This is a genomic window from Arcanobacterium sp. (ex Cirak et al. 2026) (assembly GCF_053585065.1).
Genome location: NZ_JBQJCE010000002.1, coordinates 231,809 through 255,247 on the forward strand (window position 1 = coordinate 231,809; position 23,439 = coordinate 255,247).

Sequence of the window (23,439 nt, forward strand, 5' to 3'; positions counted from 1 at the left end):
TCGCTAGATTTGCGGCGTATTTCCAAAAGAAGCAAAGAATGCAATGACGCCTGCAAATGCTAGGCACCAAAAAACATCGACTCTCCTTGTGCGAACCTGAGGAACTTTCCCGGCAGGTAACAGCACTCGAGCAAGAGCGTGAGCAACAAACCCGGAAGCAAGAACATCTGCCGACCATTCCACATTGACTACGAAAGCTACTGCGACAACAGCGACAAGCCACAGTATAAGTGCGACGTAGTACCCTACTGGCGGGAGTTGATAGTCGTTCACTTCGTTTTGTCAGCCTCCTTGGTGAAGGAATCATCGGTCACGATAGGAATTTCGTGTGTATCGAGAGTATCCTGACTCTCTTTTGAATCGCCAGAGAGATCGGGATTTTCTTTACTTAGCACATTGTGCTGCTGTTTTTTGAGTTTTTCCTCAGCTGCAGAAATTTTGTCTTTCGTGCGAGTATACGCGGTGGTTGCCCGTCCCTTTGTCCATGACAAGGTTGCTCGATGCGCAATCACACTGGCAAGAAGGAAAGGCAATGCAACTTCAATCAGGACAAGGCCAAAAACCAGTGTGCCGTTTGCACCGACGACAGACATACGCCCAGCCCCAATCGCACCGGAGGCGGCGCCCGTGAGTGCAGACATGATCAACGCTGACAGCACACCGCCCAGTGCGTTGTGAAGCGTTGCTGTTGCGAGTGACCGGTGAGGATCTTTGCGCGCACGCCATATACCGAGGATTGCAACACTGCTGACTAGCACCGCGATCAGCCATGGGGCATGCCAGCCAACTTGTGGCAATGCTCCGAAGGCAGGAACCGCTGGAAGGGGAAGCGACGTCACCGACAAAACGGAGAAACTTGTCCCTTGTCCCACCGCAAAGCCTGCACCTGTGAGATAGGCAAATCCCCAGATCAAAGCATTAGGGAGGTACGCAAGCTGAAGAAGTGTCAGCCCAACTGCGTCAAGCATTCCGCCGATATATGACGATTGGATTGCCGCAATGCGTGTCGCACCACCAATTACTCCTGCAACGAAGATCAGGAGGGAAAAAATCGCCATTGTGGTAACAAGTAAACGCAGCACTTTCACTATGTTTGTGACAATTTCTCCGTAAGCATTTGGCACAAGACTCTCGCGTCCAGCAACGATTGTCACACAGCCAAACCAGAGAACATTTCCAATAATCGCCACCCACCAAGGTCCCCCAGGCTGAACGATTAAACCCAGCATTCCTACCAGTACTGTTGGTGAGAAAGTAGCAACAGCCCACTCACGCCAGTTCAATACTCCACGACGCCGAAGCGATAAGTAGGTAAAACCAACGACCATCGCGGTGATGGTCAAGGGTGCAAGCGTGAGAGAACCCGTCCCCACTCGCACGGAGCCACCGAATGCCGTGAGAAAGAAACCGGAGGCGAAACGCGTTGCGTCGATCCATGTTGCTTCACCCAAAGCAGGGGCTTCAGCGTCGACAACATAGAAAACAAGTATTGCCAGTGTCAGAACACACCACACCAGTGCTGAGGGGAAAAGTGCGCCTCTGGTTACGATCATCGCTCGTTGGAATGGCGTCAGTTCGTCATCCATTGCAGTCCTTTCACTGAGCACAGCGCTACTTTCCATCATTCTTTCCTGAATGGGAATGCGAACTCAACTGCGCAGAGAATTCCTTCATTGTCTGATAGGACAATTGTGCGAACTCAACTGCGCCTTGAATCGACGGATGAGTTTGATCAACTTGCAATAATGCGGGCTGAGTTGACACATACGAGTTCCAATCGGCGAGAGTGACATTCGCGTATTCGTCGGCTATGGCCGCCAACTCTTTATTGGCAGAGGCGATAAACGTTGACGGAGAATAGAGATTCATTAAGACAATCATCCGATGCGATCCAAGAAGATCGAGAACTTCACGCACTTCCTGGGGATGCGGAACTCCTGCATTTGTTCCAAAAGACAGGATGACACCGCGGCCGATGAGCTTTTTGTTCAGGCCGTCAGCGATCATCTGCTTGGCATCTTTCCACTGGGTATTCGATTTTGCAATAAATCGAATACCAGGCATGACATGTGTGAAGCCTGTCTTCGACGCCGCAATCATTGAATCACCAATCGCTGTGATCTCCTCAGTATGAGGAAGCGACGTGTGAAAACCGTCCGCAAGATGCGAACGATCTGTTTGCCTAAGTTCAGAAGACTCTGCCGATGACAAATGCGGTTCTGTGGAGCGCTCATCCACCACTGACTCACCTTTTTCAATCGCGAGGGTCGTTGAACTCTTTGCCGGAGCTGTCGCAATCACAATGATGGTCATCAGGAGGAGAACAGCACTCACTCCAGCAGCAATTTGCCATTCAATACGGCGTCGAATTGTCTCTCTGGCATCCGCGGTTACGGCACGAAAGCCACGATGCCGTATCGGATACTCGATGAAACGCAGTGACAGTTCACACGCACCTGCGGTCAGAAGAAGGGCAATGAGAGCACGTATCCAGTACCCGATTGAGCCGATCGTGACAGGATATGCCGCACTCACAATCACGAGAATTGGCCAATGCCACAAGTAAAGTCCGTAAGAGCGTTCACCGATCCAACGAAATATCTGATGATCAAAAATCCTTGCAAGAAATGATTGAGGCTGCAGCATCGCAGCGATCAGCACAGCGCTTAAGGCACTAATGAGAACAATGACTCCGCGATATGCTCCCGGCGCAGTATCGGGAAGAACACATATAGCCACAATAATCACGCCAAGCGCGCCGATCCCCACCGGTTGCGAGAGTTTGATCCATTCTGAGGAACCCAAAAGCGGAGCCCGTCTGTCTGCCCAGCAAAATGCGACGATAATCCCCAGAGCAATGCCGAAAAGATGGGTGTCTGTCCCGTAGTACACACGAGTAACATTTTGAGGGTTGTAGAGAATCCCCATTGCACTCGCTGAACTAACGATCATAATGCTCGCAACGCTCAGACGCTGCCACAGCTTCCGCGCACTGCCAACAAGCAACAACATGACAAGTGGCCATAGAAGGTAAAACTGTTCCTCGATCGCTAGCGACCAAAAATTTTTGAACAACAGCGGCGTCGTCTGGTCAAAATAAGAACTCCCGTGTGCAATTTCTAGCCAGTTAGTCGAGAACGTTAAGGCTCCGAGAACCTGTCTGCCGATCCCGACCAGCAAGTCACGACTGACAGCCCAGGCTAAAGGCACCACAATAATGATCAGTGCGACGAAAGCAGGCAAGAGCCGTCTGGCACGTCGAACCCAAAATTGTCCAAGATTTATCGCACCAGTTTTACGTTTTTCACGCAAAAGGAGTGTCGTTATCAAAAAGCCCGAGATTACAAAGAATACGTCCACCCCCAGAAATCCACCGGGAAAAACACCGGGAGCAACGTGGTAGAGAATTACGGCGAGAACAGCAATCGCGCGTAACCCATCAAGGCCTGAGATATAACCGCCGTGATCCGAATATACAGCCAAGCCCGATTGTGGTTCTTGCGAACGTCGGTTCTTCCAAGTGGGATGAGTAACGAGCCGTTTCATGAGATTTTTTCCAATGGAGCGAATCTCAGCATCAAGCGTTTCGTTGCTCCGTTGGTGAACTTCACCTTAGCAACTGTTGATTTTCCGGCTCCTTCAAATGACACTACCGTGCCCGTGCCAAACGACTTATGCCGTACTCGATCACCGACCGAGAGACCGCCGGTCTTTTGCTCCCCTGTGACGGGTGCAGGCGCAGGCTGTGCTTCATCCAATTTTCCTGGAGTAAATGACGTTTTCCCACCGAATGCTGGCGCAAAATCGTTATCATTCCACGAGTCACTCCCACGTGATGACCAGCGGGCACTATTCCATCCCCCTCGCATCGATTCAACCGATGCCTCAGATCGCCTCCACGTGATGACATCCTGAGGAATTTCCTCCAAAAAACGCGACGGAGGCAAAGACTGCGGCGCACCATATTGGGAACGCGTCGCAGCGCGCGTCACGTAAAGACGTTCGCGTGCTCGTGTCAACGCCACATATGCCAGACGGCGCTCTTCTGCTAGTTCGCGTGCAGATCCGAGAGAACGGATATGCGGAAATGTTCCATCCTCAAGTCCAGTCACAAACACTACGGGAAATTCGAGGCCCTTGGCTGTGTGAACGGTCATCAGGACAGCTTGTCCCTCACCTTCCCCGTCAGGTATCTGATCAGTGTCCGATACGAGCGCAATTTGATCAAGAAATTCCCCCAGCGTGCCCTGCGGATTCATCACGCGAAAATCAGACGCTACCGAATGAAGCTCAGCGAGATTTTCAACGCGCACTTCATCTTGAGGGTCGTTCGATTTTTGCAGGACATCCAGATATCCGGATGCATCCATGAGATTATCGAGAATATCTGCCGGGGCTTTCCCTTCTTCCGCTTGCTGTCGCATACCCTCGAGCATGAGGACAAATTGCGTCATCGACGCTCGCGCTCGTGGGGTTAGCCCCTCGACTTCTCCTAACTCAGGATGCGCCACCGCGCTCAGCGCAGCACCAAATGAGAGCCCGTGGCGAGCGGCATGGAAAGCAACTGCCTCTTCAGCTTTAGCACCAAGCCCCCGCTTAGGTTCATTGAGAATACGACGGATCGATACCGTGTCATCAGGATTCACCACAGCGTTCAAGTACGCAATCGCATCCTTGATCTCTTTGCGATCATAGAACTTCGTGCCACCAACAACTTTGTATGGAATCCCTGATCGGACGAACATCTCTTCGAGTGCGCGCGACTGGGCATTAGCGCGATAGAAGACAGCGACATCGCCATACTTGTACCCATCGGCGCGAAGTTTATCAATCTCTTCGACCACGAAGGCGCTTTCATCTGACTCAGCATCCGCAACGTAGCCCACTAGCAGTTCACCGCTGCCCGAATCGGTCCACAAATTTTTGGCACGCCGGCCATCGTTATGGGAGATGACCGCATTTGCAGCTGACAGAATATTCTGAGTTGACCGATAGTTTTGCTCAAGCAAAACAGTTTGCGAATCAGGGAAATCCTTTTCGAAATCTTGGATATTTCGGATGGTTGCCCCACGGAAAGCGTAAATCGACTGATCGGCGTCTCCCACTACCGTTAGCTCACTATGAATGGCCTCAGCAGTATCTCCGACGAGGGTGCGAATGAGCTCATACTGGGCAACATTTGTGTCTTGGTATTCGTCTACCAGAATGTGACGGAAACGCCTGCGGTAATGTTCCGCAATCATGGGATTCGTACGAAGAACCTCTACTGTTTTCATAATGAGATCGTCGAAGTCGAGAGCATTCGCACTTGCGAGGCGCTTTTGATACCCCGAATAAGCCCGAGCAAGAATCTGTTCATCCTTGCTGCTCGCTGCGCGCTCAAATTCCTCCGCGCTCACAAGTTCATTCTTCAGATCCGACACCGCGCGAATAAGTTTCTTCGGCGGATGCGACTTCGACTCGATCCCTTCTTCCCGCGCAACGATCGTCATCAAGCGCAAAGAATCAGCCGAATCGTAGATAGTGAAGGTTGATCTCATGCCAATTGCGTCGTGTTCAGCTCTGAGTATCCTCACACACGCTGAATGGAAGGTAGAAATCCACATATAGCGTGCTTGCGGCCCGAGGAGCCCTTCGAGACGCTCACGCATCTCTTTGGCTGCCTTATTTGTAAAAGTAATCGCGAGGATCTCGCCCGGGGCAACCCTACCTGTTGCGATGAGGTAGGAGATGCGTGTCGTCAAGACTTTTGTTTTCCCTGATCCCGCGCCAGCAACAACCAGCATGTATGGGGATTGGGAGGTGACGGCAGTCTTTTGCGCGGGGTTGAGCCCCGCAAGCAAACGCTCAGCTCCCGACGACACCGACGTGTCATTGCGCACGCTCGACGCTACCACCTTGGTGGATGGAGACGAAGTAGACTTCGCGGCGTCGATTCGCGCTCGAAGCCGTGCCATTGCTGCAGAAAAATCATTCTCACTCATACTGTCAGCAAGTCTAATGGGCACCTATGACAGTTTTTCGTGTCCACTTTCGGCGCGTCGGTCACTGTTTATCTGTTCACTGGGTGCTCACGTGTCCGAGTAAGCCCCAACAGCAGATGACTCCATGAAACGAAAAGAAAGGGCGGCCTTACTAGACCGCCCCTTCAGCGTTTGATCATTCCCATTCGATGGTTGCCGGCGGCTTGGAGGTCACGTCCAAAACCACGCGGTTGATATCGGGAACTTCGTTGGTGATACGATTCGAGATCTTCGCCAGCAGCTCGTATGGAACGCGTGTCCAATCAGCTGTCATGGCATCTTCCGAGCTCACTGGGCGCAAAACAATCGGATGACCATAAGTACGGCCATCACCTTGCACGCCAACAGAACGCACATCAGCAAGCAAGACAACCGGGCACTGCCAAATCTCACGGTCCATGCCGGCAGCAGTGAACTCGGCGCGAACAATAGCATCGGCGGCACGCAAGGTCTCCAGACGATCACGGGTCACTTCGCCGACGATGCGAATACCAAGGCCAGGCCCGGGGAACGGCTGACGCCACACGAGATTTTCCGGAAGACCGAGTTCACAACCAATTGCACGAACCTCATCCTTGAAAAGGTCACGCAACGGCTCCACCAGGGAAAATTCGAGATCCTCCGGCAAGCCTCCCACATTGTGGTGCGACTTGATATTGGCCGTACCATCGCCGCCGCCGGATTCAACGACGTCGGGGTACAGAGTGCCTTGAACGAGGAAGCCGATGTGACGGCCTTCCGCACCTTCTTCAGCAATCAAACGTGCCTGAGCAGCTTCGAAGGAACGAATAAATTCACGGCCGATAATCTTGCGCTTTGCCTCTGGATCCGCCACGCCGTCGAGAGCGGAAAGGAAACGTTCCGACTCGTCCACTGCGAGGATGCGCATACCGCGAGCGCCTGCATAGTCACGAATGACCTGCTCAGCTTCTCCGGCACGCAGGAGGCCGTGATCCACAAAGACGCAGATGAGCTGTTCGCCAATTGCACGGTGAACAAGTGCAGCAGCAACGGAAGAATCAACACCGCCGGAAAGTGCGCAAATAGCGTAGGAATCACCAACCTGAGCACGAATCTTCGCGATTTGGTCTTCGATGATCGAAGAAGTGTTCCAGTTCTTTTCAAGACCGGCATGAGCGAGGAATTTTTCGATCATTTCCTGCCCGCCTTCGGAGTGCTTGACCTCCGGATGCCACTGAACGCCATAGATCCGACGCTCAGAGTTTTCGAATGCAGCAACTTTTGCACCAGCTGAACATGCGGTGACGGTGAAACCTTCAGGTGCTGTAGTCACGGCATCACCGTGGCTCATCCATGCATTCACATGGCGTCCCTGTTCTCCGGTAATGACGCCATCAGCAAGCATTTCAACATCAGTCGAACCATATTCAGAGGTTCCCGTATGTTCGACAGTACCCCCCATGGCTTGGGCGAGCTGCTGGAAGCCATAACAGATACCAAAGACCGGAACACCGGCGTCAAGAATCTCCGTGGCGAGAGACGGAGAACCCTCTTCGTACACGGAGGACGGGCCGCCAGAAAGAATAATTGCGGCGGGGTTCTTGGCGAGGATCTTTTCCCCACTCCAGGAGTGAGGAATAAGTTCGGAGTAGTAGCCGGCCTCACGGACACGACGTGCGATGAGCTGGGCGTACTGTGCGCCATTATCGATGACAAGAACAGGCTGAATATTTTCCACGAACCTAGCCTACTAAGCTCATGGCACGATTGCGAGTCTCTACTTGTTCAGCGAGACGCAATCGTCCAATTGCTGAGATTGCCCGACGACGCCGACGGCAGGTTTGCCCTCACGCTCCACGCTCCCGTCACACTGACACTCATCCTAGTGCGAGACGCGCTTTCGATGTCACCTCTACCGTCTGCCCGCTGAGCGGATCGCGAAAACGTAACGTTCGCGCCAGAAGTTGGAGAGGATGCGGCAAACGCTGAGTCTCCTGGGCATCCATGACGCGAGGGAAGAGCGGATCGAACACAATCGGAGCACCGAGATGGCTTAGAGTCGCACGTAATTGGTGGGTTTTACCGGTGTGCGGAAGAAGGCGCCACCGGGCATATTCCCCGAGCTCCTCGACGGGAGCAAGATCAGTGATTGCATTCGGTTCGCCGTCAACAACTCGTGCAGCGAGCTCACCGTGTTCCTTTTCCAATCGCAATTCCACGTGTCGCCACTGGCCGATTTCTCCCACGAGTGGAGCAACTGCTTCATATTCTTTTTCGACGTTGCGCATCTGAAACATGCGTTGGTAAGCACCGCGAACTTCAGGATTCTTCACTAAGAGAAGAACCCCGGCTGTTCCTGCGTCGAGTCTGTGTGCCGGGACGAGGTTATCGTCGGAAAATTGCCGCCTGGCTGCCACCACCGCACTGCGCGCAACGTACCCACCTCGAGGAATCGTTGCAATTCCATGCGGCTTATCAACAGCAATATAGTTGTCATTCTCTGCCAGAACCTCCAGCACAATTGGTTCGGCAGGTTCGTCCGGAACCGCTCGAAACAACCACAGTCGCTGTCCGGGAACGTAAGGAGCATCGGAGGAAAGTCGCACACCATAGTCGGCAAAAACATCGCCTTTATCCAAGGCTTGCGCGCTGCCCAAACCGAATCGTTCGTCAAGCCATTGCGCTACGTCATTGTATTCACCTGGGGGAAGAATCACCGGACTTGCTCCAAGTCCGCCCCGCATCGGCGGCCGTAATTCCTGCTCACGACGACGCCGACGCTCGGTTCTCCGCTTACCCACGTGACCTCCCTCATGTGTGATTTCCCCAAAAATCTTAACGTTCAGACACACAATTTTGCGAAAAGTGGGACGATAGAACTAGTCCTGTTGTGGCAGGTACGCAATGAGGCATCCGAACTAGATTGAGGAAAAACTCGTGACCAAAAGCGTCTATTTTACCGCGGCGGAGGGAAACTCCGGCACCCGCACTGCAGCCCTCTCTTTTGTCAAGCAGCTCAAGGCTGACTACCCAAACCTGGGCGTCTTCCGTTCCTTTACTAACGGCCCAATCGAAGAAGATGCGGCCTTTATTGAGCTCTTGGAAGCAGCAGGTCGCCTAGAAGATCTTGACCGCGCTTGGGGTTCTTCACGTCAGACATATGTCAATGACGAAGAAGAGGCGATGAACCAGGTCGTCAAACGCTACACGGACTACGCAGAGAGCTTCGACGCCGTTTTGGTTCTGGGTATTCTCGATGGGGATCCGTTCAACCCCGGCACACTCGACCGCGCAGGTCGCGCTGCAGCTAACCTTGGCACAACAATGGTTCTCGCAGTATCAGGCGCACTGCGCTCTCCTGCACAAATCACGACGATCTCCAAGCTCGCTAAGTCTGTGGTCACCGAAGAACATGCACCGGTCTCCGCAGTCGTCGTTACTGACACGCCGGGTGAATTTGACCAGGAGCGCTTTACTCACGAAGTCGCCCCTGTCATCGCTTTCCCCGACGGCGGTTCGCGTGAACTCACTGAACAAATGTCTGCCATCCTTCACGGCGCAATGGAAGAGGAGTCGGATGTTATTACGCCGCTTGCGTTCCAGTCACGCCTGATCTCGCGCGCACGCGCTGATCGCAAGCGAATCGTGATGCCAGAATCAAGCGATGATCGTATCTTGCGTGCGGCTGACGAGCTGCTGCGTCGCGAAGTTGCTGACATCATCTTGCTTGGTGAAAAGGATGAGGTTTTGGCACGCGCAGGCGAACTTCACCTTGATCTGTCAGGGGCATCGATCGTGTCTCTCTCTGATCCAGTTCTTGTGGAGAAGTACGCGACCGAATTTGCACGTCTACGCGAAAAGAAGGGCGTGACCTACGAGGCAGCAGTTGAGAAGATCAAGGATCTGTCGTACTTCGGTACGATGATGGTTCATATGGGCGACGCCGACGGCATGGTGTCCGGCGCCGTCAATACCACTGCGAACACCATCGTCCCGTCCTTCCAGATCATTAAAACCAAACCGGGCGCTTCGATTGTGTCCTCGTGCTTCCTCATGCTCATGGAAGACCGCGTGTTCGTGTACGGTGACTGCGCTGTGAACACCAACCCTTCCCCAGAACAACTTAGCTCGATCGCGATCTCTTCGGCAGAAACCGCAGCTCAGTTCGGCGTTGAGCCACGTGTCGCTATGCTCTCCTACTCGACAGGCACCTCCGGTAAGGGGCCAGACGTCGACGCTGTCGTCGAGGCAACTCGCGTGGCAAAGGAAGCTCGTCCCGATCTCCTCATCGAAGGCCCCATTCAGTACGATGCCGCGGTAGACCCGACTGTTGCTGCGAAGAAGCTCCCCGGCTCACCGGTGGCTGGCCGTGCAACGGTGTTCATCTTCCCGTCGCTGTCGGCTGGAAACATTGGATACAAGGCTGTTCAGCGTTCTTCAGGAGCTGTCGCTGTTGGCCCAATCCTTCAGGGTCTGAACAAACCAGTCAATGATCTTTCCCGTGGCGCACTCGTTGACGACATCGTCAACACCGTGGCAATCACTGCCATTCAGGCGCAGGGCTAAAAACTTGCCGACGCAGGTGGAACTTCCCTCCTGCGTCGGCAAAATAACGAAACAAACAAAAAGGAGAATACGTGTCTGTACTCGTCATTAACTCGGGTTCGTCATCGATCAAGTACCAGCTGGTGAACCCGGAAAGCGGCGAATCACTCGCATCTGGACTCGTAGAGCGCATCGGCGAGGAGATCTCCGCGCTCGAGCACAAGGTGAACGGCGAAAAGCATACCCTTGAACAGCGCATTGCCGATCATGGTGAGGGTCTCAAGCTCGTTCTGGACATGTTCAATACTTATGGCCCGAAGCTCGAAGAAGCGCAGATCAAGGCTGTTGGCCACCGCGTCGTCCAAGGTGGTAAGTACTTCGATAAGGCTGCCATCATTGATGACGCAGTCGCAGCCAAGATCGAAGAACTCATCCCGCTCGCTCCGCTGCATAACGCTGCCCACCTGAAGGGCATCGAGGTGGCACGCGAACTGTTCGACGTGCCGAACGTTGCCGTATTCGACACGGCATTTTTCCAGAATCTTCCGCGTGAATCGGCGACCTATGCTCTCAAGCGCGACGTGGCCGAGAAGTACGAGATCCGCCGCTACGGCGCTCACGGTACATCCCACATGTACATCTCGCAGAAGGTTGCCGAGCTGCTTGGCCGCGATGACCTCAAGCAGATCGTCCTCCATGTGGGGAACGGCGCATCGGTGTCCGCCGTTGTCAATGGACACGCAGTGGACACCTCGATGGGGCTGACCCCGCTTGAGGGTCTGATGATGGGTACCCGTACCGGTGACATCGATCCGGCAGTTGTTTTCCATCTTGCACGCGTTGGCGGCATGTCGATTGATGAAATCGACACGCTGTTCAACAAGGAGTCGGGCTTGAAGGGTCTCGCCGGCGACAATGACATGCGCATGGTGTGGGAGAAGATCGAAGCTGGCGACGAAGATGCGAAGGAAGCCATCGAGGTTTACGTTCACCGCATCGTCCACTACATTGGCGCCTACGCCGCAGTGATGGGTGGACTCGACGTTATCACCTGGACCGCTGGTGCAGGCGAGAACGACGATCTCCTGCGTGCAGCTGTGGCTGAGCGCCTGGCAGGTTTCGGTGTGAAGATCGACGCTGACAAGAACGCTGTCCGTTCGAAGGAAGCACGCACGATCTCGACCGAGGATTCCTCGGTGCGCGTGATGGTGATTCCGACTAACGAAGAGCTCTCCATTGCACGCCAGGCAATGGAACTCATCTGATTCTCATATCAGCGAACGCGGCGGGCTGGGGCTGTCCAGCCCGCCGCGTTTTACGTTTACACTGAAGACATGATGCTCTTTTGGGCATTCCCGAAATAGCACACTATTGCTCTGTGAAAGGAAAATTCATGGCCGTTGAACTCATCACCGATGCCACCCCCGAGCTTGAGAAGGCATTCGCGCGTCTGATTCCTCAGCTCTCACGATCTTCTGCACCTCTCGATCTTGAGGGCTTAGAGCGTATGCTTTCTTCTGACGCTCTCTCCCTGCTCGTTTTCCGCTCTGAAAATGACAACTCAATCGTGGGAATGCTTTCTCTTGTCATGTTTGAAATCCCCACTGGTGTGCGAGCGTGGATTGAGGATGTAGTTGTCGACGAAGCCGCTCGTGGTCAAGGTGCTGGCCGTGCGCTAGTTGACAGCGCTGTTGAGCTGGCGAATAACCGTGGTGCGAAATCAATCGATCTCACCTCTCGCCCATCCCGTGAAGCAGCAAATCGCCTCTACCAACGCAGTGGCTTCGAAATGCGCGAAACGAACATCTATCGTTTCAAAGCCCCATCTCTTGATTGATTCTGATTCGCATTCCATTCGCATTTACCCAAGGTATAGCGCTCGTATTCTGAACGTGAATGCTTCAATTGCTTGAGGAGGCAACATACTTCTCAGTACATGACGTTCGCAATCAGATCTTGGCAGTGTGGCTCCGAGGGGGTGTCCTATCGCCTCTCTCAGAGCCACATATTTCATTTCCACCAGCCCTCATGCCGTAAATATACTGCAAAGAACTGCACAGAATTTCATAGCTTTCATCTATATGATTCCAGTTCAACAGATATTTTCAGCGGATTAGCAACGCCAGCGAGATGACAAGATTCGATCGCGCCTCGCGTAGCAATTCCGGCGAAAATCGGATTGAAATCCGGCAAATACCCTCGAATGTGTAAACGGCCAACTTGTTGTTTCTTCTCATTTTCTGAGCGCGTTATCGTCCACTTATTTGCCCCTACACCAACAAACCCATCTAAAACAGGTTGCTCGGGGCTGATATAGCCAATAAACAATTGAGCCACGCGCTCAAGTTCACGCTCTGTACCCTGCTCGTACAGTGTTTCCACGATTACTTCCACCGGCGTCTTGCCTTCCACCTGTTGCCTGAGAATCTCCATGCCCGCACCAGGTCTCACATCAGGACAATATGGGATTGGGAAACGTGACAAATTCTTCTCAAAGATGTCACCACAAAAACGACTCAACTGTTGACGAAAAAACCGCGCAAATCGAGAAGGTTGATCTTCCCTCAATCTGCGATACCACACTGGTGTCTGGCTTTTCCCCAGTGCAAACGAACCAATTTCCACGAAATAACCTCGCGTGTCGGTAACGCGCAAATAATCAAAACACACCTGTAAACATTGGTACAACAAAGCGATAGGGATATTCCGATCAGAGCAAATATTTGTTATGACGCACCCAATGATCTCATCAGAAAGGGGGTCTAAATTCTCATCTTCGTAGAAGGTATGCCAAAGAGAATAACCTTCGACTTCTTCATTGAGCCATTCATTGCTCAACTCGTAGAAAAGCTGTTGAACACGATAGCGAAAATTGGCTGCATCTGTTGGCGATAGCGAATCGACACCCGCACCGGTTGCACCAACTACCACAACCTCAACCGTATGATGACATGCCTTTACCATGGATAACAATCCAGATCAGATGTTGATGACGAATGGTAACCCGACATTTTTTGAGCAGGATAAGCGTAGCCGGTTCCATAGGTGTACCACGTCGTCTTGGCCTTTGTTCTACATTGCGCACGAGAGTTTGCCCCTGGCGTTTGACCTTTATAGGCAGGCAAAACCACCCGAGTATCTTCATTCCCTGCCGCCCAATACTTAAACGTTGACCACGCATACAACTGCGCAGTGAGTTTCATCTTTGAGAAACGTGGATCTCCAATTGGTTTCCATGAAACATGGCCCGAAACTCCTCCTCGCGGAGACATATGAGGGTTATGCGCAGTCACAAGCCCTCCACTTTTTCTCCAAAATCCTGCTGACTTGTATCCAAAAGTTTGAGTTTGTTGACCATAAGCAGTGGCAAGTTGACGAGATGAGAATGCCGGCAACATATCTCTCATTAGGATCAGACCTCAACGAGTTCGCACCCTTCTCAAGGATGGCGACACTAGAAGCGAGGGGTATCGGCTCGGCATCATTTTTTGGAGAGGTAATATCGGAGCAAAAGCCGATACTACAAAAGAAAATACAGTAAGTTCTCGCAACATTTTATTTTCCTGACTATCCACTTCTTTGTGACAAAGAAATTCTACCCAGTAGATTGCGGTAACTCAACAAGCCGACGTACTTTGCATATATTGAGCGCGAAGCGTTAGTGGTGCCTGACGTGTTTTGAGCGCGAAATAATTTTCGTATGAATGAGGAAGTAGCTCCGAAAATGGTTCGTGTGGAAGTAGCTAAACGGTTATGTCAGGCTTACCGCGTAGGAACGAAGAAAGAAAAATCACGGGTTTTAGACCAATTCTGCACGGTTACTGGCCTATCAAGGCCCTCAACGCCGCTACCTGACCGATCCCACGATTTGTAATCCCAAGGTTTACCGGCTCGATCAACGTACAGTTAAACCAACGAAGTACTCGGCTGCGGCGAAGAAACTCTTAATCCGGATCTGGATATTAGAAGGTATGCCATGCGGGAAATACCTCGCCGCAAACCTGCCCCAGTGGATTGACGCGCTCGAACGCCACAGTGAACTTATCGATGGCGAGCACTACTACAACAAGGACACCCGAGCTGAAGTGTTATCTATGAGCGCAGCAACTATCGGCCGGTATTTGAAAACCGAACGCCAGAAGCGAGAACTCAAAGGAATCTCGACAACTAAGCCTGGCGCCTTGTTACGCAACTCGATCCAGATTCGCACCGCATCCAGTGAAGTTGAATCCGAGCCTGGATTCTTCGAGGTTGATACTGTAGCTCACTGCGGGCCCAGTGTTAAAGGCGAATTCGTCCGCACGTTGTCGTTAACTGACATCCACTTAGGATGGGTCGAACTTCAAGCTTGTCGGAACAATGCCCGCACTCACATTCTTGCTGGCCTAGAAGAAGGCTCATGGCAATATTCCTTACCTGATCCAAGGAATCGATTGCGATAACGGGGCTGAGTTCATCAACCATGACGTTGTTAACTGGGCTGCAGACCGTGATATTTTCTTTACCCGCTCGCGCCCCTACCAAAAGAACGACCAAGCCCATATTGAATCGAAAAACAACCACGTGGTACGCCGATACGCATTCCACTACCGTTATCACACGCCCGAAGAACTCGCCCTCCTTGCCAAGCTCTATACGAACGTGTGTTTGAAAATAAACTACTTCACCCCAACAGTGAAACCAATCGGATGGAAAGAAAACAAGAACAGACGACGCAAACGGGTGTATGACAAGCCTGCTACCCCTTACCAGCGGCTCAAAGCTACCGGCATTCTCTCACCTGCCCAGCAAGTCGAGCTCGAATCTCTCTACCAGTCGATCAATCCCGCTGAACTCACCCAGGAAATCACCCATCTTCAAAGCCATCTGATCGGCCACGCACGTGAGAAAACCAGACACTGACCATCGAGGTCGCCCTGAAACAAAAACAACGCGAACAACACTACGAAGGCAGAATCAAAATCCAGCTCGCCTAACACCCATTACACGCTCAAAAACATGAGGAACGAAAAACATTACACGCTCAATTAACATGAAACATCCCGCCCCACCTCACTCAGATCCTAAAGTGAGCAAATGGGCGCAGGACGCAATAATTGAGTGGATTCCTGGAGTCAACTTTCCAAATGGAACTGCCGTGTCGATTCCCGCGAATCTAGTGTATTGCCCTTATACTCCCAGTAGTGGTGCAACTTTATTTTCAATAAGCTCAACTAACGGTGCTTCTGCCGGCGCCACTGCCCAAGATGCGATAAAACAGGGTATACTTGAGTTACTTGAGCGAGATGCCTTCTGGTTTTACGCGAGAACAAAAAACTGCCCTCTTTCCCTCTCTGAAAAACAAATTCCTGCCGCAATAAAAGAGGCAATGAATGAATACTCCGGTCATTTCATAGTAACTTTGCTAGCCAACCCCTGGAGAGTTCCGATTGTTCAAGTGGTTTATGAAGAATCTTCGTGCGATACTCTAAGGTTCTATTCACGTGGTACTGGGGCAACTCTATCCCTGGCACACTCCATACATCGTGCTTTTACCGAGTGTGTCCAACTGATTGATTCTTTGAAAGTAGACAAGAACTCGGATTCTATGCTAGATATGCGCAATTTATGGAGTAGCGGTAAGGCACGTAAAATTTTTCCACAATTTTTTTCTAAAAATCCCGCGACCAGTGCAGATATACTGAAATACGAAAAAATATCATTCCAACAAATTTTCCAGAATATTATCCAGGCAAATAAATCAATCTATGTTGCACCCTTAATCACTACCGCCTCCTTTTCAGTAGTAAAGACATTAATTTCAGGAATTGGGGTATCTGATGGAGATTATTTTGCGAATAAGGCTATTGATACTTTTGCCCAAACAATGAACCTTCCCTCAGATAGATCTGAGTATACCGGTCCATTATTTATGTAAATAAAAAACAAATCCAATATGTTTAAAAACAAAAGCACAAAATATATTACATACAGCGCATTTACTTCATTTAGCCTTGGAATCTTCAGTGCAATTAATATTCTTTATTTGTCCTGGATAGGAATGTCATGGGCACAGATCGGCTACCTTGTGGCCGCTTTTAATATCGCTGTACTGATTTTTGAAGTTCCTAGCTCAATCATTACAGATATGTGGAGTGCCCGTGGCACTCTATTCATTGGGTTAATATCGCGCATTCTAGGCCTTACAATATTTGGTATTGCCGATACATTCCTCTGGTTACTCATCGCGCAATTGCTCACCGGTTTTGGTTTTGCCTTTGTATCAGGAAATTTTGACAAGCTTCTGCTTGGCGAATTGAAACTCCGAACAGAAGCTTCTATTACTCAAATGAATTCCAAAATACAACGGATTTCATTGGCAATCACTGCAATTTCAGCTGCAATAGGCGTCATTCTTTACGCTTTTTCACCTCGCATAGTGTGGTTTCTCGCAGCATTATCAATGCTAGCGGCGCTACTGATCAGCGCCTCATTTTCTTCTGCCCACAGCGCTCCTCCCACATCAGTACGCCACCTTTTCCGCTCAGTATTGCCTGCACTCAGCCACCGCTCATTTTGGATCTCTGTGCTAACAGCTTCCTCTGCTGTGGCACCCCTGACCATCTGGCAAAATATATTTGGGTCTAAACAGCTCATCATTATTGGAATATTAGGATGTGCCATTGGAATTGTTGGCACCATTAGCGCACATATCACATTCAAATATGCGCACAATGCTCCACTAACTGCAGTAATTTTCATGAATATTATCTGCATTTCTCTTTTTTCGCTCTGTACTACATATATTGGCGCTATATTTTTCCTCTTGCATGTTGCGTTGCAAACACATATGTCAATACGGGCATACGGCATTTTTCATGCCAACACCAATGACTCCATTAGAGCAACTGTGACCTCTCTTGCCTCTCTTGGCGATAGCGCTCTTGTTGCGATAGCGAGCATCGCTGTTGGATACGTTACCCAATTTGCCGGTTTCTTCGCTGCATCCCTTATTTCATCCGCCATTATTGTTATTCTGTGGGCAGTACTCGCATTCGGCAAGAAAACCGCAACGGAGACTTCACTGTGAACTCAGCTCTTGGGAAGGATCAAACGCAGGCAATCAAACGCGTGCGCATTATCACCTCATCAATCGCAAACCCGAATTTTCGTGCCAAACTCGCTCGTTTACTCATGAGCCACGAAAATTTCACTTCCTTCAGCAAGGACAATCTCCCATTTGACTGGGCGCACGATGGAACAATCGATACCACGTGCCTGCGAAATACCATCGCAGAACTTGAAAACGTCCTATCTGAAGATCTCATTGCACACGTCAAAAGAATTGATACTCTTCCACAAGACGAGGATCAAATTCTTGTTCTTTCCCACAAGCTCGTTACTACTGTTTTCACACGCATTCACCCACGCACTAAACTCAGCGAATCAGAATTAAACTGTGCTCTCGCAATGTTTGTTCGAGATGTTGCACGTGTGCGCAGAGCGTGCGTAGATGCAGGAATACTCCACCGCAGTAGGGACGGAAGCACCTACCAGCTCAATACAGAAAAATAGAAAACACCGCTATCCAGAACAACTGCCACGAATCTTCGTTGCGCAACTTAGTCCAAATGCCCCGAGAGTTTGCGCAGGCGATCACGGCTCGAACCGTGAAGCCCCCGAATCTCAACCAGTTTGCCACGATTGCGATACTTGCGCATCACAGCGTCAAGAGTTGCCACCGTGGAAGCATCCCAGATTTCCGCATCAGATAGATCAATGATGATCGTGTGCGCACGTGTATCGAAGTTGAAACGCTTCATGATTGAAGTGGCAGAAATCCAAAAAAGTTGACCATGTACTGTGTAAATACGGATCTTGCCATCGCCCTCTGGCGCATCTTCAAGCACAGTCTCCACATGAACCATATGGGTGATTCTCCGCGTGAAACCAATAATCGCCGTCACCACACCCACTCCGACGCCGATGGCCAAGTTTTGCGTCACAATCGCAGCGATCATCGTGGCAAACATAATGATCGATTCGGTCCACGGCATGAATTTAATCGTCGCCGGTCGCATGACGTTCCAGTGCACTGTCTTGATCCCAATGACGAGCATCACAGCCGCCAGAGCCGACGTCGGGATAGCGGCAACCACCGGCGCAAGGCCAAGACTGAGAACAAGAATGAAGACACCACCCATCAAAGTGGCCAGTCGTGTGCGAGCGCCAACTTCTCGGACAGAGATCAGCGTTTGTCCCATCATTCCACAGCCGGCCATGCCTCCAAATAAGCCAGAAGCCAGGTTCGCGATTCCCAAGCCGATTGTTTCGTGAGTTTTATTTGAATCGTTGTCCACAACGTCGTCGGCAAGTTTCGCTGTCATGAGCGACGTGATGATCCCGATAAATGCAACCGCGAGCGAGTAAGGCGCAATAATGCGCAATGTTTCGAGGTTATAGGGCACATCTGGCAGCCCTGGGAGCGGGAACGCTCCCCCGATCGGTCCCATCTGGCCAACGTTTGGTACGTGCCAGCCTGCGAACACTGCGATCAACGTCAGAAGCGCCACAGTCACAAGTGGCCCTGGCAAGGCACGAGTCATTTTTGGCCAGAGAAACATCACGGCGATACCGATTGCTGCCAGGGTCCACACCTGCCAATTACCCTGTGTGAACACTTTGGCTTGCGTCCACATGAGCATCAACCCCAGGGCATTAGTAAAACCAAGCATCACCGAACGACCGATGAGTTTTTCGAGATTCGCTACCCCGACCAGACCCAGTACCGCTTGTATCACACCACCGAGCAAAACTGTGGCCATCATGTATTCAACGCCGTAATGCAGTCCGATCGGAGCGGTAACGATTGCCACCGCAGATGTCACACCTGTCAACACAGCTGGACGTCCTCCAACGAACGCCATCGTTATACACATGACAACCGAGGCGTATAAACCTGCCGTTGGCGGTACCCCTGCGATAATTGCGAAGGCGATCGCCTCCGGAATCATCGCAAGCGACACGGTGAGTCCGGCGATCACTTCCTTGCGAATGCGGGTCGGAGTGGCAAAAGCGTATCTCAACGATCCGAGCACCGACGTCGGCGCATACAGCCCCTCGTTGATCTCCTTGCGCGCGAGTACTCTTTCGCCATGATCACCGAAAACTTTCACCTGTTTGCACCTACTGACACGGACACTCGCTGGAATTCTTTCACGTCTAAGTAGCCTGTCATTGCCATGGCACGCTTGAGAGCTCCAATCAGATTCGTGCGTCCAGACGCATCCGACGCAGGCCCGTTGATCACCGTCTCCAGACTCCCCACTGGCTCAACTTCTACTCGCTCCCCACGCGGGAGCGTCGAATGACGCGCCTCCGCACCCCAGTGGAAACCGCGGCCGGGGGCTTCTTCCGCCCGGGCAAGCGCCGTACCGAGCATCACACCGTCGGCGCCACACGCAATTGCTTTGACAAGATCTCCTGAGGTTGAAATTTGACCGTCGGCGATCACGTGCACATATCGGCCGCCAGTTTCGTCCATATATTCGCGTCTGGCAGCCGCCACTTCTGCCACAGTGGTTGCCATCGGAACGGCGACGCCGACGGTGCGGCGGTTGGCCGACGTAGCACCTCCGCCGAACCCTGCCAAGACGCCAGCAGCGCCAGTACGCATCAGGTGAAGAGCCGCCGTGTATGAGGCAACACCACCGACAATCACCGGGACATCGAGATCATAAATGAATCGCTTGAGGTTGAGAGGCTCAGCATTTGACGAGACGTGCTCAGCGGAGACGGTCGTGCCACGGATGACGAAGAGGTCAACTCCGGCGTCGGCGACAAGATCCCAATACTGAGATGTGCGCTGCGGGGAGAGCGCACCTGCAACGATCGCGCCCGCTTCGCGAACCTCGCGAAGACGTTGAGTGATCAGTTCAGGTTTAATTGGCTCCGAATACACGCGCTGGAGGACCGCTGTCGCTTCATCCTCACCGGCAGTGGCGATCTGCTCAAACTGATCGGTGGGATCGTCATAACGAGTCCACAATCCTTCGAGATCGAGAACACCAATTCCGCCGAGTCGTGAAAGCTCGATGGCTGTTTTCACAGAAGTCACTGAATCCATCGGCGCACCCAGGATAGGAACTTCAAGGTAATTGGCATCAAGTTGCCACGTCACAGAAACATCTGCCGCGTCACGCGTTCGGCGCGACGGAACAACGGCGATGTCATCGAAGGAATAACCAGCAGTGGCGCGTTTGCCGCGCCCAATCTCAATTTCGTTTGCCACATACCAAGCCTAGCGTCTTCCTTGAGCTGGTATCCAAAGTGTTCATGAAAAAGTGTCGTAGGCTGTTCCTAGGATTGAATTAAAACAACATAGCGCCACTGAAGGAAAGCAATCGATCACCGCAGTGGAAAAAGAAAAGGGGCAGAAAAATGTGGACGAATAACCCAATGATTGGATTTGACACAGAAACAACTGGTGTCGATCCACTCACCTCTCGCCTCGTGACGGCATCGGTAGTTCTGGTGGAAGAAAACCGGACAACACGCCACTATTGGTTGGCAGATCCAGGAGTGGAGATTCCTCCCCAAGCACAGCGAGTACATGGAATCTCCACTCAGAAAGCTCAGGAGGAAGGGCGCCCTATCGAACAAGTTCTCGATGAAATCGCCGATATGCTGTGCAACCATATGCAGCAAGGATTCGTCGTGGTCGCATTTAACGCCTCCTACGATCTGACTCTCATGGAATGTGAGCTAGAACGTCATGGACTCGAGACAATGGCAAAGAGGCTCGGACGTGAAATTGGCCCGATCGTCGATCCGTACATGATCGACAGAAGCTGTGATCGCTTCCGAAAAGGGAAACGCCGGCTAGAAAATTTGGCGCAGCACTACGCTGTTGACCAAGATGACGCGTTCCACAATGCAGAAGCTGATGTCTTGGCAACGTTGCGGGTGCTGGGTGCGATCTGTCGAAAGTATCCGCACGTGGCACACATGGATCTTCGCGAGCTAGCGCAGCTACAGGAAGAAACCTACAACGAACAGCGCGACTTCTTTGACCGGCGTGACCGCGAGAGGGGAAATCCACTCCCTCCCCGCGGTTGGCCAGTTGTGCGGTTTTAATAGTTCGGAGCTTTGACCGTAATCTGCACGTCGTGCGGATGGGATTCACGTAGGCCGGCAGGGGTAATTCGAACGAAACGCCCGTTCCGAGCGAGCTCGTCAATAGAACGAGCACCCGTGTAGAACATTGTCTGATGCAGGCCGCCCGTGAGCTGGTAGAGAACTTGTTCGACTGGCCCCTTGGATTGGACTTGCCCTTCAATTCCTTCCGGCACGATCTTCTCATCACTCTTGACATCGGCTTGGAAATACCGATCCTTGGAATAGGAGACTCGTCCGCGAGAACTCATTGCACCGAGGGATCCCATGCCACGGTAGCTCTTAAAGCTCACACCGTTGATTTGGTACGTTTCACCCGGTGTTTCATCAGTTCCCGACAGCAGACCGCCAAGCATGACAGTCGAAGCACCCGCTACGATAGCCTTGCCAATATCACCAGAGTGAGTCAAACCGCCGTCGGCGATCAACGGGACGCCGGCAGGTTTCGCGGCCAAAGATGCGAGATAGACGGCAGTCACCTGTGGCACGCCAATACCTGCAACGATGCGAGTGGTGCAGATCGAGCCCGGGCCGACTCCGACTTTAACGCCGTCAGCTCCTGCATCGATCAGCGCCTGAGCACCTTCAGTCGTCGCGATATTGCCACCAACAACATCAACACCGTCGAATTCCTGAGATGACTTGATCTTCGAAATCATTTCGAGCGCAAGTGCCGCCTCACCATTGGCGGTATCAACGAACAGCACATCAGTACCGGCCTGAGCGAGTGCACGTGCACGATCCCACGCATCACCCCAGTAGCCAATTGCCGCACCTACACGAAGACGCCCTCGCGCATCAAGCGTTGCTTGCGAAGCATTGACGGTATCGGTTGAAACAGCTTTTACCGTGGCAACATGCCGGGCTTGATCCTCAATCGACAAATTGCGGTGGATAACGCCCAGACCACCTAGGCTCGCCATTGCGATTGCCATACGTGATTCAGTCACAGTATCCATCGCCGCTGAAAGGATTGGCATCTTTAACGTAATATTTTTTGTCAGCGAGCTGCGCGTATCCACCTCCGATGGGATCACATCCGTTGCGTTCGGGAGGAGGAGCACATCATCATAAGTCAGGCCAACCAGGCTGAAAGGATCGTTGTTCATGTCCCTAGTGTAGTGCGCACATTTCAACGTTGCTGTGGGGCACGGCTCACCATATCGCGCAACAGCTACATAAGCTGCTCAAATACATCAATTTTCTTCAAAAAATAGACGTTTTTTCATATTAAACAAGCGCTAGCGAAGATGAGAGTGAAGATCAACACTGTTTCTCCATGCATTTGCCAGTTACACTAGTTGAGGTTTCGCCAAGGGCGATCAGTCTAACGTGGAGCCTCTGCACATGGATTTAAAGGACGTGAAATTTTGGTAGCTCGCATCAAAGATGTTGACGGTGCTCTCGTGGATTTTTGGGACTGGCAGCTTCTCGGCGCCTGCAATTCGATGGATCCGGAATTCTTCTTCCACCCTGAAGGCGAACGCGGTGGCCCGCGTCGCCGTCGCATCGAGCGTGCAAAGCGTATTTGCCAGGCGTGCCCTGTGATTGAACAGTGCCGCGAATATGCCCTCTCCCACAACGAACCATATGGTGTTTGGGGAGGCATGTCGGAAGAAGAGCGCAACCGGGTAGTTTCCCGCCGCCGCCACACGCCAACTGTCTAGATAACACAGAAAAGAAGTGGGGGGTAACCGTGGGGGGTGCGCCCCGAGATTTTAGCCAAAAAATAAGCGCGCGACCAACCGCCGCACCA

The 23,439-nt window shown here is 51.9% G+C and carries 21 protein-coding genes; 10 read left to right on the forward strand and 11 right to left on the reverse strand.

Annotation, left to right across the window (positions count from 1 at the left end; all coding sequences use genetic code 11):
• Positions 1-3: 3 nt before the first annotated feature.
• From ACTOVJ_RS02215 to ACTOVJ_RS02240, 6 genes are all read right to left on the reverse strand, one after another.
• Positions 4-273, reverse strand: a complete 270-nt coding sequence (locus ACTOVJ_RS02215) for a hypothetical protein (RefSeq protein WP_449501190.1) — start codon at positions 271-273, stop codon at positions 4-6.
• Positions 270-1,625, reverse strand: coding sequence for a cell division protein PerM (locus tag ACTOVJ_RS02220; RefSeq protein WP_449503881.1), 1,356 nt, complete (start codon positions 1,623-1,625; stop codon positions 270-272). Before ACTOVJ_RS02220 ends, ACTOVJ_RS02215 begins: the two co-directional genes overlap by 4 nt.
• Entirely contained in the window at positions 1,612-3,546 is a 1,935-nt protein-coding gene (locus ACTOVJ_RS02225) for an acyltransferase family protein (RefSeq protein WP_449503880.1), read from the reverse strand. Before ACTOVJ_RS02225 ends, ACTOVJ_RS02220 begins: the two co-directional genes overlap by 14 nt.
• On the reverse strand, positions 3,543-5,984 hold the full coding sequence (pcrA, locus tag ACTOVJ_RS02230) for a DNA helicase PcrA (protein WP_449503879.1): 2,442 nt from the start codon (positions 5,982-5,984) through the stop codon (positions 3,543-3,545). The genes ACTOVJ_RS02225 and pcrA overlap by 4 nt, the downstream gene beginning before the upstream one ends.
• A 175-nt stretch (positions 5,985-6,159) precedes the next feature.
• On the reverse strand, positions 6,160-7,713 hold the full coding sequence (gene guaA / locus ACTOVJ_RS02235) for a glutamine-hydrolyzing GMP synthase (RefSeq protein ID WP_449501391.1): 1,554 nt from the start codon (positions 7,711-7,713) through the stop codon (positions 6,160-6,162).
• A gap of 148 nt (positions 7,714-7,861) precedes the next feature.
• Positions 7,862-8,785 carry a pseudouridine synthase gene (locus ACTOVJ_RS02240; RefSeq protein ID WP_449503878.1) on the reverse strand — a complete coding sequence of 308 codons (924 nt, stop codon included), beginning with the start codon at positions 8,783-8,785 and terminating at the stop codon, positions 7,862-7,864.
• Between the two features lie 136 nt (positions 8,786-8,921).
• On the opposite strand from ACTOVJ_RS02240, the gene pta reads away from it, so the two are divergent.
• The 3 genes from pta (at position 8,922) to ACTOVJ_RS02255 (ending at position 12,366) form a co-directional block, all read left to right on the forward strand.
• Positions 8,922-10,550 (forward strand): phosphate acetyltransferase, encoded by a 1,629-nt coding sequence (gene pta, locus ACTOVJ_RS02245; protein ID WP_449501195.1) that lies wholly within the window; start codon positions 8,922-8,924, stop codon positions 10,548-10,550.
• A 71-nt stretch (positions 10,551-10,621) separates the two neighbouring features.
• Positions 10,622-11,794, forward strand: coding sequence for an acetate/propionate family kinase (locus ACTOVJ_RS02250; RefSeq protein ID WP_449501196.1), 1,173 nt, complete (start codon positions 10,622-10,624; stop codon positions 11,792-11,794).
• Between the two features lie 128 nt (positions 11,795-11,922).
• Positions 11,923-12,366, forward strand: a complete 444-nt coding sequence (locus tag ACTOVJ_RS02255) for a GNAT family N-acetyltransferase (RefSeq protein WP_449501197.1) — start codon at positions 11,923-11,925, stop codon at positions 12,364-12,366.
• 236 nt (positions 12,367-12,602) lie between these two features.
• Here ACTOVJ_RS02255 and ACTOVJ_RS02260 read toward each other — a convergent pair whose 3' ends face one another.
• Complete coding sequence (locus tag ACTOVJ_RS02260; RefSeq protein ID WP_449503877.1) at positions 12,603-13,460, reverse strand: hypothetical protein; 858 nt, start codon at positions 13,458-13,460, stop codon at positions 12,603-12,605.
• Positions 13,461-13,486: 26 nt separating this feature from the next.
• Positions 13,487-13,936, reverse strand: a complete 450-nt coding sequence (locus tag ACTOVJ_RS02265) for a hypothetical protein (protein WP_449504616.1) — start codon at positions 13,934-13,936, stop codon at positions 13,487-13,489.
• 564 nt (positions 13,937-14,500) lie between these two features.
• On the opposite strand from ACTOVJ_RS02265, the gene ACTOVJ_RS02270 reads away from it, so the two are divergent.
• The 5 genes from ACTOVJ_RS02270 to ACTOVJ_RS02290 all read left to right on the forward strand — a co-directional run bounded on the left by ACTOVJ_RS02270 (position 14,501) and on the right by ACTOVJ_RS02290 (position 18,083).
• Complete coding sequence (locus ACTOVJ_RS02270) at positions 14,501-14,971, forward strand: hypothetical protein (RefSeq protein WP_449502609.1); 471 nt, start codon at positions 14,501-14,503, stop codon at positions 14,969-14,971.
• Positions 14,972-15,092: 121 nt separating this feature from the next.
• The gene (locus ACTOVJ_RS02275; RefSeq protein ID WP_449503876.1) at positions 15,093-15,431 is read left to right on the forward strand and encodes a hypothetical protein; all 339 of its coding nucleotides are present in this window, start codon (positions 15,093-15,095) and stop codon (positions 15,429-15,431) included.
• A 130-nt stretch (positions 15,432-15,561) separates the two neighbouring features.
• Entirely contained in the window at positions 15,562-16,446 is an 885-nt protein-coding gene (locus tag ACTOVJ_RS02280; RefSeq protein ID WP_449503875.1) for a YcaO-like family protein, read from the forward strand.
• A gap of 18 nt (positions 16,447-16,464) precedes the next feature.
• A complete protein-coding gene (locus tag ACTOVJ_RS02285) occupies positions 16,465-17,598 on the forward strand; it encodes an MFS transporter (protein WP_449503874.1) in 1,134 nt (377 codons plus the stop codon).
• Positions 17,595-18,083 (forward strand): DUF2087 domain-containing protein, encoded by a 489-nt coding sequence (locus ACTOVJ_RS02290; protein WP_449503873.1) that lies wholly within the window; start codon positions 17,595-17,597, stop codon positions 18,081-18,083. Before ACTOVJ_RS02285 ends, ACTOVJ_RS02290 begins: the two co-directional genes overlap by 4 nt.
• 47 nt (positions 18,084-18,130) lie before the next feature.
• Here the strand turns inward: ACTOVJ_RS02290 and ACTOVJ_RS02295 are convergent, their stop codons facing one another.
• Together ACTOVJ_RS02295 and ACTOVJ_RS02300 are read right to left on the reverse strand one after the other, a co-directional pair.
• A complete protein-coding gene (locus tag ACTOVJ_RS02295) occupies positions 18,131-19,684 on the reverse strand; it encodes a SulP family inorganic anion transporter (RefSeq protein ID WP_449501200.1) in 1,554 nt (517 codons plus the stop codon).
• On the reverse strand, positions 19,681-20,799 hold the full coding sequence (locus ACTOVJ_RS02300; RefSeq protein WP_449501201.1) for a GuaB3 family IMP dehydrogenase-related protein: 1,119 nt from the start codon (positions 20,797-20,799) through the stop codon (positions 19,681-19,683). The genes ACTOVJ_RS02295 and ACTOVJ_RS02300 overlap by 4 nt, the downstream gene beginning before the upstream one ends.
• A 149-nt stretch (positions 20,800-20,948) precedes the next feature.
• On the opposite strand from ACTOVJ_RS02300, the gene ACTOVJ_RS02305 reads away from it, so the two are divergent.
• Complete coding sequence (locus ACTOVJ_RS02305; RefSeq protein WP_449501202.1) at positions 20,949-21,644, forward strand: exonuclease domain-containing protein; 696 nt, start codon at positions 20,949-20,951, stop codon at positions 21,642-21,644.
• Here ACTOVJ_RS02305 and guaB read toward each other — a convergent pair.
• A complete protein-coding gene (gene guaB, locus ACTOVJ_RS02310; RefSeq protein ID WP_449501203.1) occupies positions 21,641-22,792 on the reverse strand; it encodes an IMP dehydrogenase in 1,152 nt (383 codons plus the stop codon). The genes ACTOVJ_RS02305 and guaB overlap by 4 nt on opposite strands.
• Before the next feature lie 261 nt (positions 22,793-23,053).
• On the opposite strand from guaB, the gene ACTOVJ_RS02315 reads away from it, so the two are divergent.
• Positions 23,054-23,350: a WhiB family transcriptional regulator gene (locus tag ACTOVJ_RS02315; protein WP_449501204.1), complete on the forward strand. Its 297-nt coding sequence runs from the start codon at positions 23,054-23,056 to the stop codon at positions 23,348-23,350.
• Positions 23,351-23,439 lie beyond the last annotated feature (89 nt).